Here is a 14,053-nt window from a genome sequence, read left to right as displayed (position 1 = left end):
CTGTCTGGATAACTCAGGACACTTGTTTCATCTCGTTCTCCGCCAGCCAACGCATCCGGTAGGCATTCATGGCCGTACGGCCCAGCTGATTGACAAGCCGGTAGTTGACAACAATTCCCACGGCGGCTCCGATACCTGGAATCAACTGGGCCAGCTTGGCTAAGTCGATGTAGTCACGGTATTCCTGCTGAAACGTGAGCCAGTCGAACTGGTTGATATCATTGGGTAGCTGGCGGCTGTGTTCAGCCCAGTCGGCCACATTCCGGTAAACAGACTGGCGACGCTCCTGACTTGAGAAGGCCAGTTGAAATACGTATAGGATAAATACCCGCTCGCGGTAGTCGCTGACCGAATAGCCGTATAAAGCTGCGATTTCGAAAAGCAGCTTCATTTTCAGGCTCAGCAGCAGTGGAAAATCGGCAAAGCTCAACAGGATACCTCCTGCCCCCGTTACGCCCCCTTCGGCAGCGCTTGTCTTTCGGTAGAAATTGATCCGTCTGGCCACAGCCGCATCCCGTTCTGTCAATGTCATACCCGTGGCAGGCTGCCGGGTAAGGAACTCGGCACCGAACAGAACCGCCCGTGTCATTTGCTTGATGGCTACCGTAATGGCCTGATGTATCCGATCAGGAATGATGCGATTGATCCGGCGTTGCACCGCTGTAGAAAGCCTTCCAACGGCTGAAGGCGGCTTTTGCATTGCCTCTTGCCAGCGTATCAGTTCATCACGAACCGCAATTTCGTAGGAGGTCATAGATGAGATTTTATATAAAAAGAACTAATTTTAACGAATTAAAATCCTCTCTCTGTCGTTTTTTCCTTATTATCTTCTGATCATTTCCGTCTTTTTATGAAGAGAATCTGCCTTGTTTTGGTCGTTCTGCTTAACATTGCAAGCACCAGCTCAACCGAAATCCGAACCAACGACAGAAAACTTGTTGCCACCCTTAAAAAGGCTATTAACGCTCACCGGAACCCCACCATTTACGATCAGCTTAATCTCGATCAATTTGGTCTTCAACGCGACGTTTTCGACTATGCCCTGCGTGGCTGGCAGAAAATGGGGGCTCAAAAACCGGTTCTATCCATCGTTGATTTGAGCCAGCCCTCCACAAAGAAACGACTGTATGTCGTCGATTTGCTTAAAAAGAAGATCCTCTTCAATACGTACGTATCGCACGGCCAGAAATCGGGAGACCTGGTTGCTACTTCTTTTTCCAACACCCAGTCGTCGTTTCAGAGCAGCTTAGGCTTTTATAAAACGCTCAACACGTATATGGGAAAGCACGGCCTTTCGCTGCAACTACAGGGATTGGAGAAAGGATTCAACGACAACGTATATAACCGCAATATTGTCCTTCACGGTGCCGATTACGTCTGCGAAGAGTTCATCCGCAAAACTGGCCGGTTAGGTCGTAGCCAGGGCTGCCCGGCTGTTCCTTATGCGGAGTCGAAAAAGATCATTCAGGTTGTAAAGGGAGGTACCTGCCTATTCGTTTACTCTCCCAATCCTGATTACCTGAAAAATTCGGCTTACCTCACCGGTGGCCAGACAGTTTCACTCTAAGGGTGAAGACATTGTCATTCAGCCCTTCTTTCCCTTCTACTTCTTCTGGAATGCGTTGCTAACTCGCTATCCAGCAACGCGTCCTATTGGCAACTCATTTTCAGACCTTAGCACAAATAAAAGTTGCCTTTCGCTTCACTATGACCAGAAGTCACTCTGAAACGAAAGGCAATTATTAGGTAAGGCCAGGCCCAATCGGTGGATGGCAACTAGTCCAGCGCATACACATCCCGATAGATGCGTAGCTTCCCGGATGCGTCGACGTCGGCCGTGTTATAGGCGATAAACACCGGAACAGGCTTGGGGATAGCCAGCGTTTTAGGTTTCTGATCGATCAGGCAGCGATCCATAAAACCGGCATCGAACGTTTGCTTGCCCAGTACGAGATTAGCCAGTTCAACAGGTTTCTGTACCCGAACACATCCGTGACTCCGCCAGCGGTCGGTGGTTAGGGTGAACAGATCACGGCTGTTGGTATCGTGCAGGTAGATTGCCAGTGGGTTTTCCAATTCAAACTTGATCAAACCAAGCGAGTTCTCACAACCTGAGGCCTGCCGTACACGGTAAGGGAAGTTTGTAGCTGACAGGTTCTCCCAATCGATTTCTTCGGGGTCTACCTCTTTATCTTTCTCGTCCAGTATCTGGAGGTTCTGGTTGTAGATATAGGAAAGGTCACGTTTCATTCGGGGAAGCATTTCCTCCAGTGCAATTCCCCGTGGTACGTTCCAGTACGGATAGGCTACAATTCCCTTGATATAGGTGGTCATACAGGGCGTACGCTTGTCGGCTTTCCCGGCAATAACCTGCATCGGTAGCAACCGTTTGCCATCCCGGTCAAATACATTCAGTTCGCCAGCCGGTATGTTGACCAGAACAAATTTATCTGCTTCAAACCGATTCGTGTATCGGTAGAAATTGAGCGTCTGCCGGATCAGTCGCAGTGTATCGGCAACGGCCGGACTAGCGTTAGCCCGGTTGCGCAGCCGGTTATAATGGCCAACCAGCTGGTTGTAGGGCCCAAAAGTAGCGGTTTGCTGAAGCTGTACGGGCGAGAAGGCACTAGCTGCCTGTTTGCCCCAGGTGGAATCGATCGTTTCTTTAAGGCCGCTGTACGCTACCCGGGATGGCTTCTTACCGTACCGGATTTCGACTAACAAGCGCGAAAGCTTATCGGATATAACTGCTTTAGAATCGGTTGTGATTGTAGCAAAACGGGTGGTGTCTATCCCGACAGAATCGGCATACCGGCATACCTGGTGTAGTGTAAGTTGTTCCTGTCTTGTTCCCTCTTCGGCCTGTTCCTGTTCACGGGCAGGCGGAAGGGTATCTTTGGCGAAAAAAGTACGACCAACAAAAAAGACAAGCAGTAATCCAGCCACTACGGCCACGCCAATCCACACATTCCGGTTATTCATGTTCATTCGTTAAGTAAATACTATTCTATAACACCGACTGGGATAAATTAATTTGATCACCGGGTGTCAGCATCTAACAACAAAGGCATTTCGTTAGGAAATGCCTTTGTTGTTAGATGCTGACTAACTGTATGACGGTTTGTCGATATCGACTTTCCCATCCTGGTTTCGATTGGGATGGGTTGTCGCTTCATCTTCCACCTCATCGTCTGAAGGTGACGTATCCAGCCCACTTAAAGGCGTGTCCTCGGGCGAGTCGTTACCGGGAAGCCGGGTTGCTTTATCGGAGCGGTCACCCAATCCTGCGGGTGAGATAGCCTGCTTGGCACGTAAGATATCCTCTTTGTCCTGATCCTGATTTTCCATAGCGTTTTCTGCGTTGAGGTTTGTGGTTTGTTTATACCCTGTTCTGGATTAACTGTAGGTCATATGGATTGTTTACGGGTATTACTCCTTCCTGTTAGTTCCAGTTCTGATAGCAGACTCAGCTACTGCTTATGCAAAAAGCCGGATACGGTCCGGCTTTTTGCATCAATTCGTTATTTGTCAACGGTTTACTTTCCGCCAGCCGGCATCAGTACCGAGTCCACTGAATGGACAACCCCATTTGTAGCTTCTATATCTGCCTGATTGATGGTAGCACTATTACCGGCCCCATCTACTATAGTTACGGTCTCACCTTCCTTATTCACGGTCAATGTACCGCCTGTCAACGTCTTGAGTTTCTGACCATCCTGTAAATCAGCGGCTTTGAGTTTACCCTTTACAACGTGGTATGCCAGCACTTTGACCAGCTTAGACTTGGCAGCGGGTTTCATCAACTCATCGAATGTGCCGGTGGGAAGTTTATCGAATGCATCGTTTGTTGGCGCAAATACGGTATATGGTCCTTTTCCGCTAGCCTGATCCGTTAAACCCGAGACACGCAGAGCCCGAAATAACATCGTATGACTGGCCGACTTTGCGGCACTGATAGTCAGGTCTTTGCCGGTTACCCCCCCTGGTTTCATGGTATTTTGGGGTGCGGTAGTAGTTGACCCGCCGGTAGCCTGAGCCGTAGCATTCTGATCCTGGGCCAGTACTGTTACCTGAGTTCCAGCTAGAAGGGCAATAGAAAGCGCCCATCCGAAACGTGTTTGTTTGGTCATGTTGGGTATAGTTTTAGCGAATAACGTGAGACCCGCTCGCTGAGCTGGCGTAGGGCAATATACCCCACTTTGTTGACTAAACGGTAGGTATAGGGGAGTACATTGTGTAGGGGGTGAAAAAAATGAGCGAAAGGCCAAATACAAAAATCGTATTTGGCCTTTCGCTCATTTTTTTCACCCCCTACCGGTTCCTCTTAAAAAGAGATAATTCCTTTGGCAATCAAATATGGAATCAGTAACCAGAGGAGACCTTTGATCAGAAAGAAGAAGAAGCCTAACCAGCCTACGCGTTTAAGCCATAATTTAAAGCGCTCGTTCATATACCAAAAATAACAGGTCCAACAACCTATCCCTCTTCAGGGAGAATGATGTGAAGGAGTTACGTCTGTCTTTACCTTATACTTTCTCGAAAACCAGCCGGAAGTGATCCATAGTCTCCCGCTCGAAACAAACCCGGTTTGGACTTACCCGGAATACCGGAATCATTTCCTGGAATGCCTTATTCGTCAACAGCCGGGGAAGCAGCGACGCATATAACGCATATTTTTTCAGACTGAACGCCCGAAACCGTTTGCGCCACTGGCCAATGGTTTCAATATAATCCAGACGACCGCTACTTTGAGATACTAGCTTGAAATAAGGCTGAGCGTTCCGAATAACCTGCTCGGCCCCATACGGTAACCAAGAGCCCGGAAACTGGGCAATCATCAGCGCCAACGCATAGGAATCCGAGTTCTTGTCAGCGTGTAAACTTATATCCTTGTAATCGATCATGTTTTTACCAAACACCATCGTTTGCATATAGAACCGGCCACCAGAAGGTAGTAGCTCGGCGAGATTCCTGAAAAAGGTAGCATAGACAGCATCCTGCTGACCAGCCTGCCATTGCTCGATAGAACAGAAATGCTCCAGACCACCGATGCAGGTTACCGCATCAAAGATACCATAATCGGCGGGTGTGATCTGACGGCAGTCCTTTACCTCCACCGTTAGTCCATTCTGCACGCAGGCAGCTGCCTGAGCGGAAGACAGCGTTACCCCACGGCCCTGAGCCCCCTTACCTTTTATATAGGTAAGGAATGGCCCCCAGCCACATCCCATGTCCAGCACTTTCGTACCGTTCCCAATCCGCAGACTGTTGACAATAAACTGGTGTTTTTGCCGCTGTGCCTCTTCGAGCGTCAGCGAAAAATCGCCATTATACATAGCTCCACTATAATCGCCGGTTTCGCCTATGCTTAAACGAAACACTTTGTCGATAGTAGAGTAGGTAAACTCTAAATCTTGCTGGGAGGCCATAGAAAAGGGTGGTTTATGAGACGCTTACCGGCTCATCCACCAAATCGGTATAGGCTAGCTGACGGGAGACAGCAGGCTTTGTTCGACCCATGATCTTCAGGATCTTGTAATGTGATTTGAGAGCCGTTGCGAAGGTAGGGTTTTCCAGGTAAGGTAAGTTAAATTCATGAGCCGTTTGTTCGACAATGGCGGCAATAGCAGGATAATGAATATGACAGACCTTCGGAAACAGGTGGTGTTCGATCTGGCGGTTAAGGCCACCACAGAAAAAGGAGGCTAGCCAACTGCGGGGAGAGAAATTAGCGGTCGTCCGCACCTGGTGAATAGCCCAGGCCTCTTCGATGGTGTTTTGCTCTGTTGGCACGGGGAAATCGGTTCCTTCAACAACGTGCGCCAACTGAAAAACAAGACCCAGTACCAAGCCTTCAACAAAGTGCATGATAAAAAAACCAAGTGCCAACTGCCATAAGGTTATGTCCAGCACTAAATAGGGTAAAACCAGAAACAACCCGTAATAGGCCAGTTTAGTAACAAAGAGCGTAACATACTCTTTCATGGGGTGGCCCGAATTCTGGGTCTGGCCGATCTTGTTCTTAAATATTTTGACATAATCTTTTCGCAGTACCCACGATAGCGAAGCCAACCCATACAATGGAAATGCATACCATTGCTGATAGCGCTGCCAGGGCCGCAGGGCTTCATCCTGGTCGAGACGAATCAGACCGGGAGCCACCTCGATATCTTCGTCGTGACCGGGTATGTTGGTGTATGTATGGTGAACTACGTTATGGGTAATTTTCCAGACATAGGGACTGGCACCCAACAGGTAAAAGCTGTTACTGAATAATTCATTGACCCAGCTGCGACGTGAGAGCGCCCCGTGCATCGCATCGTGTGACACGTTGAAACCGATGAACGCAGCAAACATACCCAGTAGCATGGCCATACCGAGCATTGCCCATAAACTAAACTGATTGGATAAGATCAAGCCGTAAAGAACCGCGTAGCCCGTCATAAAGAAGACGACTTTGCCCCACATGGCCCCATTAGCGTTGGGGGAAAGGTTATTATCTTTAAAATAAGCATCTACGCGCTTACGGGTAGTACTAAAAAACAAGGAGCGACTGGTATTCGTAAATTTCAATGTAGTCTGCATAGGTAATCCATTTGTTAAACATGTGCCCGGTTTCTTAATAAATAAGATTCGAGCGGGCTAATTTCCGATCCAGGAGGAGAATTCACGCTTTGATTAGGAGCGAGTACCCGGGATGAAGTGGGTAAATCTGTAACGGATTAAAAATTGATTAGTTCGAGGTACTCGTAGCCAACCAGTCAATAAATACCCACAATGATAACGGTTTGTAAAGGCCATTCGTCTTTTTTTAATTGATTTAGTTGTGTTAACTTATTGCTAAAAACTGGTTTTTCAGTAAAAAAAGCAACCACTATGCCCAATTTATGTGTTTAGTTATTTTGGTAAAGCATAGCACAAAATTGAAACAAAGTCATGAACATTACGAAACACAAAGTAGCGGCTATCCACTATACCCTGCGCGACAGTAGCGGGACTGTGCTCGACTCCAGCGAAGGACAGGATCCCCTTTATTACCTGCACGGTGAAAACAACCTGATTCCGGGCATGGAAGAAGGACTGGAAGGTCATACGGTTGGTGATAAATTACACCTGGACATTACGCCCGAGAAAGGATATGGCTTGCGTGATCCACAACTGATTGAGGAGGTACCACGTCGGTCGTTCGGTAGCCAGACAATTGATATTGGCATGCAGTTCGAAGCAAACGATGGCCAGATTATCACCGTTACCGATGTCAAGCCAGATACAATTACGGTAGACGGTAATCATCCACTGGCCGATCAGCACCTGCATTTTGATATTGAAGTGCTCGAAGTTCGTGACGCTACGGCCGACGAACTAGCCCATGGTCATGTTCACGGACCCGGTGGGGCTCATTAATTAGTTGATGAGTTTATGAGTTGGTCGATAACTTACGCCTGATCGACCAACTCATAAACTCATCGGTTACTGCTTATCTTTGTGCCTGTAATATGGCACAGATTGGTACAGATATTCACCTTGCGAAGACTTACCTGGAAGCAGGCAATGTAGTAGGCATCCCTACCGAAACCGTTTATGGGCTAGCGGCCAATGCCCTGAACCCCGACGCTGTTTTAACCATCTTCAAGGTTAAGAACCGGCCCTCTTTCGACCCACTTATTGTTCATACTGACTCGATCCTAAAAGTTGAGCAATTCGTGTCGGCCATTCCTGATGCGGCCCGGATACTTGCCGAAACGTGCTGGCCCGGCCCGTTAACGCTACTCCTGCCCAAACGGGATCTGATCCCCGACCTGGTTACGTCAGGTTTATCAACGGTTGCCGTCCGTATTCCGAATCATCCATTAACGCTGGCCCTGCTTCGGTCACTGCCCTATCCGCTGGCGGCTCCAAGCGCCAATCCCTTCGGCTACATAAGCCCGACCACCGCTCAGCATGTTGCGGATCAACTGGGCGACCAAATACCGTATATACTGGATGGCGGACCGGCCCTGGTTGGTCTCGAATCGACCATTATTGGTTTTGAGAACCCTATTCCCACGATATACCGGCTTGGTGGTATGGATCCTGCACAGATCGAACGGCTTATAGGGCCGGTTGACATACGGACTCACTCGACTTCCAACCCGCAGGCACCTGGCATGCTTAGCAGTCACTATGCCCCGCGAAAACCGCTGCGTTTACTGCGACCCGGCTTTAGCCCGCCACCCGGCGAACGAACGGGTACGCTGGCCTTTCGCCAATCATTTGGGGGCATCACAGAACACCACCAGCGTGTACTCTCCCCCACCGGGGACCTCGCAGAGGCTGCTAAAAATCTGTTTGCTTACTTGCGGGCCCTCGATACCCTCGACGTTAACGTGATTTATGCTGAATTGCTACCTAGTGAGGGGCTTGGCCAGGCCATGAACGACCGGCTCCGACGGGCTAGCGTCCCTGATGGATCAGCGATTAATGACTCACAGTAGCTGGCTGCGTCCCTGCAAGCCGCCCGTGTGGACGGCCATTATATTGGCACCAGCAGGAAAGAAGCCCTGACGGGCAAGGTCATAAATACCATAAAGCATCTTACCTGTGTAAACCTGCTCGATGAGAATACCCGTTTTTTGCTCGAAGGCCCGAATAAACCCGAGTAGTACCGGACTGACTTTAGCGTAACCGCCAAAGTGGTACTCCGTCCTGATCTGGCAGTTGACCCGTTGCGGTAATTGAAAATCAGGCGCTTTCAGAACCAGAAATCCAAGTACCCTGGTGTCGGATGGGGCCGATGCAGCTAAGCCCATAACGGTACCGCCTGTTCCTACTGCACAGCTTACATAATCAGGGGTATACCCCATCTGGCTGATGATCTCTGGCATAATTTCGGCGGTACCGCGTATGGCCAGTGCATTTGTTCCCCCTTCGGGTACCACATAGCAAGGACCAAACAGACCGGTCAACTGGTCTAAAAATGCGGGTTCTTCCTTTCGCCGGTAGCTGGCCCGGTCAACGAAGTGCAGCTGCATCCCCTGCTGCTGGCAGAACTGCAATGTCGAATTCAAAGGAGCGCTGGCCAGTTCTTCTCCCCGAACTATACCAATGGTTCTGAAACCAAACACCCGGCCAGCGGCCGCCGTCGCATACAGGTGATTGGAATAAGCCCCGCCGAAGGTCATGATCGTTGCCTGTCCCTGCTCGCCAGCCGCCAGTAGGTTGTACTTCAGTTTACGCCATTTATTACCCGAAACCAGGGGGTGCAGCAGGTCATCGCGTTTCATGTATACCCGAATCGAAACCGGTTCAGGGAAGGGGTCGGAAAGAAACTGTACCGGCGAACTGGCCGCAAACTGGGCTAATTGCTGCGTTATGTCAGGCATGTCGTATCTTCGTGGCTGGATTGACGGCTTAAATCTGCGTTAATCGAAGCAATCTGTGACAGACCAGCGAGACGAAATTTTAGAAGAGGACGACGAATTATACGAACACCACCGTATTGTGGTTGATAAGGGGCAAAGCCCGCTGCGGGTCGATCGGTTTTTGATGGACCGGTTGCAGAACGCTACGCGGACCAAAATTCAGGCGGGTATTGATTCCGAATCAGTACAGGTAAACGATAAACCTACCAAAGCCAGTTATAAAATCAGGCCGCTGGATGTCATTTCGGTATCCCTGCCACACCCACCCCGCGATACGGATATCAAGCCGGAGAATATTCCACTCGATATCGTTTTCGAAGATGCCGACCTGCTGGTTATCAACAAACCGCCCGGCATGGTTGTCCACCCTGCACATGGCAACTGGGACGGGACATTGCTCAATGCACTGGTTTACCATTTCCAGAACTTGCCAACAGGCCGTAACGGGGAAGCACGGCCGGGACTGGTTCACCGGATCGACAAAGACACGTCGGGATTGATGGTCATTGCCAAAACCGAGTTTGCCATGACCCATCTGGCCCGTCAGTTTTTCGACCATAGCATCGAGCGGACCTATAACGCGCTGATATGGGGCGTTCCCGAACCCGCAGATGGCACCATAACCGGATACATTGGCCGTGCACTGAAAGACCGGAAAGTGCAGGCTATCTACGACGACGAAACAAAAGGCAAATGGGCCGTCACCCATTACAAAACGTTGAAACCCCTGCGCTATGTATCGCTGGTGCAGTGTAACCTGGAAACGGGTCGAACACACCAGATTCGGGCTCATTTCAAGCACATTGGCCACCCCCTGTTCAACGATGCTATGTATGGCGGTGATCGCGTCGTGCGCGGTATGCCGAACGGCACCTACAAAACCTTTGTCGAGAATGCGTTCAAACTCATTCCCCGGCAGGCATTGCACGCCAAATCACTGGGGTTCGTTCATCCACGCTCCCGCGAATGGCTCCAGTTCGAACTGCCTTTACCCGACGATTTTCAGGCCGCCCTGACAAAATGGGAACGTTTGATTGCAACAAGTGATAATAGAGAGCAGTAAATCAAGGGTATTTGCTCCATTTGCATCTATACTTTTAAGTCCCGCGTAAACCCTCACTCATAACCTCTCACTAACGAATGATTTCTATCCGCCCCGGCACCCGCGACGATATCCCGCAGGCATTTGCCCTGGTAAGTGAACTAGCTGTCTACGAAAAAGCTGCCGATCAGGTTTCCAATACCGCCGATCAGATGGCTGAAGAGGGCTTTGGCCCGAACCCATTATTTGGTATGCTCGTTGCCGAGGACTCCGACAACGCGAAAATCGTAGGTATGGCCTTGTATTACTTTCGCTATTCGACCTGGAAAGGCAAGCGGCTTTATCTGGAAGATATTATTGTTACTGAGGCTTTTCGGGGCTATGGTATTGGCAAACTGCTCCTGGACGCCACCATCGACATGGCTCGTGAAACAGGTTGTACAGGAATGATGTGGCAGGTATTGGACTGGAATGAACCAGCCATCGGGTTTTATCAGCAGTTTGGTACTCGCTTCGACAACGGCTGGACAAACTGTCACTTAGATTTCTGAGAAAATCTGGCGGAGGGTAAGCGGGCAGAAAAGGAAGACAGCGGACTGCTCCTTTTCTGCCCGCTTACCCTCCGCCTTTGTTACCCTTTTCTCTATCTTTGCGCTTCCTGGAATTGTAATCAAGCATGACGTATCGTCAACGTAAGGCCATCCGTATAACGGGATGGGTATTTTTGAGCCTCTTCATTATCGTGGGCGTTGGTGGGGGAATTGCGTATTCAAAGCGCGAGAACCTACTCAAAACAGCTCTCGACCGGGCTGTTCGCAAAGCGAAACGAGACTATAACCTTGACGTACACATTGGGTCAGCGGGGTTTACGGGCCTTAACTCAGTAGCATTTACAGACGTTTCGGTGGTACCACAGGACCGCGACAGTCTGGCCCGTATCGACCGGGTGGAAGTAGGCGTTCGGTTCTGGCCGCTGCTAACCGGTACCATTGCGCTGTCGGGCATGACGTTGGAGAATGGCTTCATTCAGGTGGTTAAACGCGACTCTCTAACAAACATCGACTTCCTGATTCGCCGTAAACAGCGCGATTCAACCGCCCTGAACGACCAGCCCGCCGAAACAACCCGGCGTGCCAACCTCTCCAGAGTGGCCCAAAACCTGATCGAAAATATCCTGTCTAAAATTCCCGATGATCTGAATATCCGTAATCTGGAATTTAAAGGAATTGACAATGAGGAAAGCATAAGCCTGCTTACTCAAACGGCTTATATAAAAGACGAAGTCGTTACCTCAACGCTAAAGCTTAACGGGAATGAAGCTACCTGGCACATTACCGGGACAGCCGACCCGGCCGACCGTGAGTACAACCTGGCGTTCTACGCCGATGGCCAGAATGGTCGCCCCAAACCACTGGAGCTAACTTATATCCAGAAAAAATTCAACCTGAAACTTCAGGCCGACACACTCCGGGCCGAACTTCATGATGTTGATCGGTCGGGCGGTGAGTTCAGACTCGAAGGGGCCGGGTCAGTACGGAATCTTCGTATCAACCACCCGGCCATTGCGCGCACCGATGTGCTGGTTCAACGGGCGTCGCTGGACGCAAACGTCTTTGTGGGTGAAAATTATCTGGGCGTCGACAGTACCTCGGTCCTGCGGCTGGGCGAAATCACGGCCCGGCCCTTCATCAAATACACGCTGTCAACGCCAAACTTACCTGAGCCGGAGAAACCTGCGGCTGGTAAGGTGTATGAAGTGCAGCTCCATACCGACCTCCTCGATGCTCAGGCACTCTTTAACTCTTTTCCTCAAGGGTTATTCGAATCCCTGGAAGGGATGCAGGTGGCTGGAAAACTAAAATATGACCTGGCTTTCCAGCTTGACACCGCCCTTCCTGATTCTGTCAAATTCAACTCCGGCCTAACCCAGGACAACTTCCGGATCGTGAAGATGGGCCATACTGATTTTGCCGCCATCAACAAACCATTCGTTTATACGCCCTACGAAAAAGGAAAACCCGTCCGAGCCATTGAGGTCGGCCCAAAAAATCCCGACTTTACGCCCCTCAACCAAATTTCGCCTGACCTTCGGAACGCCCTGCTGACATCTGAAGACTATAATTTCTTTACGCACAACGGTTTCAACGAAAAGGCATTTCGGGTATCGATAGCGACGAACTTCAAGGAGAAATCATTCAAGCGTGGAGCCAGCACCGTTTCGATGCAGTTGGTTAAAAACGCCTTTTTGAACCGGAATAAAACTATTTCGCGCAAGATCGAGGAAATACTCATTGTCTGGCTGATCGAGAACGAACGCATCATTCCCAAGGACCGGATGTATGAGGTGTATCTTAACATCATCGAATGGGGCCGCAACATCTACGGAATCGGCGAAGCAGCCCGTTACTACTTCGGCAAGCGTCCGGCCGATCTTAACCTTGGCGAAAGTATATTTCTGGCGTTCGTTGTACCAAGGCCCAAAGCAGCCTTGAACTGGTTTGTGCCCGACGGAACGCTTCAGGTACGTAATGTACGCGGGTATTTCCGGCTTATCGGCCGGATTATGGCTCGGCGGGGTCTGACAACGCCCGATTCTGGTGCCTACGGATTTTATGACGTTCGGCTGCGGGAGGGACTACGCAGACAAGTAGCGCCCGTCGACACCCTGTTTCAGACCGATAGTCTGATCGTTGACCCGCTGGATGGCGATCTGGATGAAGGGGAAACAGGCGATGGACTTGGCAACTTCTTCCGGCGGCTTTTAAAGGGAAATAAAACCGACGAAAACCGACCTGAAGGTACGCAGCCATCGGTCAACACGACACGTCCCGATGCGATCCCCGGCGAATCAGCCCCGGCCGATACCGTTAAAACCCGGAAACAACTTCGCCAGGAACGACGCGACCGTAAACGCCGGGAACGCGAAGCACAGGATCAGCAGACAGGAGACCCTAACTAAGATTGAGCTGATTACCCTTTAGCACCCGTAATGGTTAATGCCCTGCCCAGGTACCGGTCATTCGTGAGTTGATCGAGCAGGAACGTGGCTACATCAGCGCGACTGATGCGGGGCATGGAAAACGCCGGTAACTTCACATGTTCCGCTACCCGGTACTGGCCTGTGGCCGCATCATCCGTCAGTCGGGTTGGCCGGGCAACGATCCAATCCAGCCCGCTTTCCCGAACAGCTTGCTCCTGCACTTCTTTTTCAGCAATAGGACCGCTCAAAAACGTTTTCAGAAATAGTTTGCTGAACAGCGGTGCGTCAACATAACTTGTTCCTACCCCGAAGGACGACACCACGAGCAGTCGGCGGATGTCCAGCTGCTGCATAACGGCAATCAGGTTTTTGGTCCCATCGGCTACCGATCTGTCTGGCTGCCCCGGCTTCCCGCCAAGTGAGCAAATGACAACATCCTGGCGACGAACGGCGGGCAACAGTGTTTCTGGTTTCAACACGTCACCCTCAAGCACGGTAAGATTGTCATGCTGAATGGTGAGTTTGCCCGGATCACGCACAAGAGCAGTGACGTAATGACCACGATTGAGCGCCTGCGAGACAGCCTGTCGGCCGGTACCGCCTGTAGCTCCAATTACCAATAACTGCATA

15 protein-coding genes are annotated in these 14,053 nt (G+C 50.4%); 6 read left to right on the top strand and 9 right to left on the bottom strand.

The window, feature by feature from the left end:
* Positions 1 to 13 precede the first annotated feature (13 nt).
* Complete coding sequence (locus FH603_RS00895) at positions 14 to 754, bottom strand: EcsC family protein (RefSeq protein ID WP_186735091.1); 741 nt, start codon at positions 752 to 754, stop codon at positions 14 to 16.
* A 96-nt stretch (positions 755 to 850) separates the two neighbouring features.
* Here FH603_RS00895 and FH603_RS00890 point away from each other — a divergent pair, with 96 nt between their 5' ends.
* Positions 851 to 1,567, top strand: a complete 717-nt coding sequence (locus FH603_RS00890; RefSeq protein WP_186735089.1) for a murein L,D-transpeptidase catalytic domain family protein — start codon at positions 851 to 853, stop codon at positions 1,565 to 1,567.
* Positions 1,568 to 1,776: 209 nt separating this feature from the next.
* Here the strand turns inward: FH603_RS00890 and FH603_RS00885 are convergent, their stop codons facing one another.
* From FH603_RS00885 to FH603_RS00865, 6 genes are all read right to left on the bottom strand, one after another.
* Positions 1,777 to 2,988, bottom strand: a complete 1,212-nt coding sequence (locus tag FH603_RS00885) for a L,D-transpeptidase family protein (protein ID WP_235985299.1) — start codon at positions 2,986 to 2,988, stop codon at positions 1,777 to 1,779.
* Between the two features lie 117 nt (positions 2,989 to 3,105).
* The gene (locus FH603_RS00880) at positions 3,106 to 3,348 is read right to left on the bottom strand and encodes a hypothetical protein (protein WP_186735087.1); all 243 of its coding nucleotides are present in this window, start codon (positions 3,346 to 3,348) and stop codon (positions 3,106 to 3,108) included.
* A 188-nt stretch (positions 3,349 to 3,536) separates the two neighbouring features.
* Complete coding sequence (locus FH603_RS00875; protein ID WP_186735085.1) at positions 3,537 to 4,130, bottom strand: fasciclin domain-containing protein; 594 nt, start codon at positions 4,128 to 4,130, stop codon at positions 3,537 to 3,539.
* Between the two features lie 194 nt (positions 4,131 to 4,324).
* Positions 4,325 to 4,450, bottom strand: coding sequence for a hypothetical protein (locus tag FH603_RS28880; RefSeq protein WP_280529197.1), 126 nt, complete (start codon positions 4,448 to 4,450; stop codon positions 4,325 to 4,327).
* Between the two features lie 76 nt (positions 4,451 to 4,526).
* Positions 4,527 to 5,429 carry an SAM-dependent methyltransferase gene (locus FH603_RS00870; protein WP_186735083.1) on the bottom strand — a complete coding sequence of 301 codons (903 nt, stop codon included), beginning with the start codon at positions 5,427 to 5,429 and terminating at the stop codon, positions 4,527 to 4,529.
* Between the two features lie 13 nt (positions 5,430 to 5,442).
* Positions 5,443 to 6,585 (bottom strand): fatty acid desaturase family protein, encoded by a 1,143-nt coding sequence (locus FH603_RS00865; RefSeq protein ID WP_186735081.1) that lies wholly within the window; start codon positions 6,583 to 6,585, stop codon positions 5,443 to 5,445.
* A gap of 351 nt (positions 6,586 to 6,936) precedes the next feature.
* On the opposite strand from FH603_RS00865, the gene FH603_RS00860 reads away from it, so the two are divergent.
* The gene (locus FH603_RS00860) at positions 6,937 to 7,404 is read left to right on the top strand and encodes an FKBP-type peptidyl-prolyl cis-trans isomerase (RefSeq protein WP_186735079.1); all 468 of its coding nucleotides are present in this window, start codon (positions 6,937 to 6,939) and stop codon (positions 7,402 to 7,404) included.
* 92 nt (positions 7,405 to 7,496) lie between these two features.
* Positions 7,497 to 8,474, top strand: coding sequence for an L-threonylcarbamoyladenylate synthase (locus FH603_RS00855; protein WP_186735077.1), 978 nt, complete (start codon positions 7,497 to 7,499; stop codon positions 8,472 to 8,474).
* Here the strand turns inward: FH603_RS00855 and FH603_RS00850 are convergent.
* Positions 8,466 to 9,362, bottom strand: coding sequence for a 1-aminocyclopropane-1-carboxylate deaminase/D-cysteine desulfhydrase (locus FH603_RS00850; protein ID WP_186735075.1), 897 nt, complete (start codon positions 9,360 to 9,362; stop codon positions 8,466 to 8,468). The two genes, FH603_RS00855 and FH603_RS00850, sit on opposite strands and share 9 nt — an antisense overlap.
* Before the next feature lie 55 nt (positions 9,363 to 9,417).
* Between FH603_RS00850 and FH603_RS00845 the strand changes: the two genes are divergently transcribed.
* From FH603_RS00845 to FH603_RS00835, 3 genes are all read left to right on the top strand, one after another.
* Positions 9,418 to 10,464, top strand: coding sequence for an RluA family pseudouridine synthase (locus FH603_RS00845; protein ID WP_186735073.1), 1,047 nt, complete (start codon positions 9,418 to 9,420; stop codon positions 10,462 to 10,464).
* A 77-nt stretch (positions 10,465 to 10,541) separates the two neighbouring features.
* Positions 10,542 to 10,994 (top strand): GNAT family N-acetyltransferase, encoded by a 453-nt coding sequence (locus FH603_RS00840; protein ID WP_186735071.1) that lies wholly within the window; start codon positions 10,542 to 10,544, stop codon positions 10,992 to 10,994.
* 125 nt (positions 10,995 to 11,119) lie between these two features.
* Positions 11,120 to 13,402 carry a transglycosylase domain-containing protein gene (locus tag FH603_RS00835; protein WP_186735069.1) on the top strand — a complete coding sequence of 761 codons (2,283 nt, stop codon included), beginning with the start codon at positions 11,120 to 11,122 and terminating at the stop codon, positions 13,400 to 13,402.
* An 11-nt stretch (positions 13,403 to 13,413) separates the two neighbouring features.
* Here FH603_RS00835 and FH603_RS00830 read toward each other — a convergent pair whose 3' ends face one another.
* Complete coding sequence (locus tag FH603_RS00830) at positions 13,414 to 14,052, bottom strand: NAD(P)-dependent oxidoreductase (RefSeq protein WP_186735067.1); 639 nt, start codon at positions 14,050 to 14,052, stop codon at positions 13,414 to 13,416.
* Between the last annotated feature and the right edge of the window lies 1 nt (position 14,053).

The organism is Spirosoma utsteinense, assembly GCF_014282275.1.
Lineage (GTDB): Bacteria > Bacteroidota > Bacteroidia > Cytophagales > Spirosomataceae > Spirosoma > Spirosoma utsteinense.
Note: the sequence above shows the minus strand (reverse complement) of the source record. Positions and strands in the feature narration are given on the sequence as shown.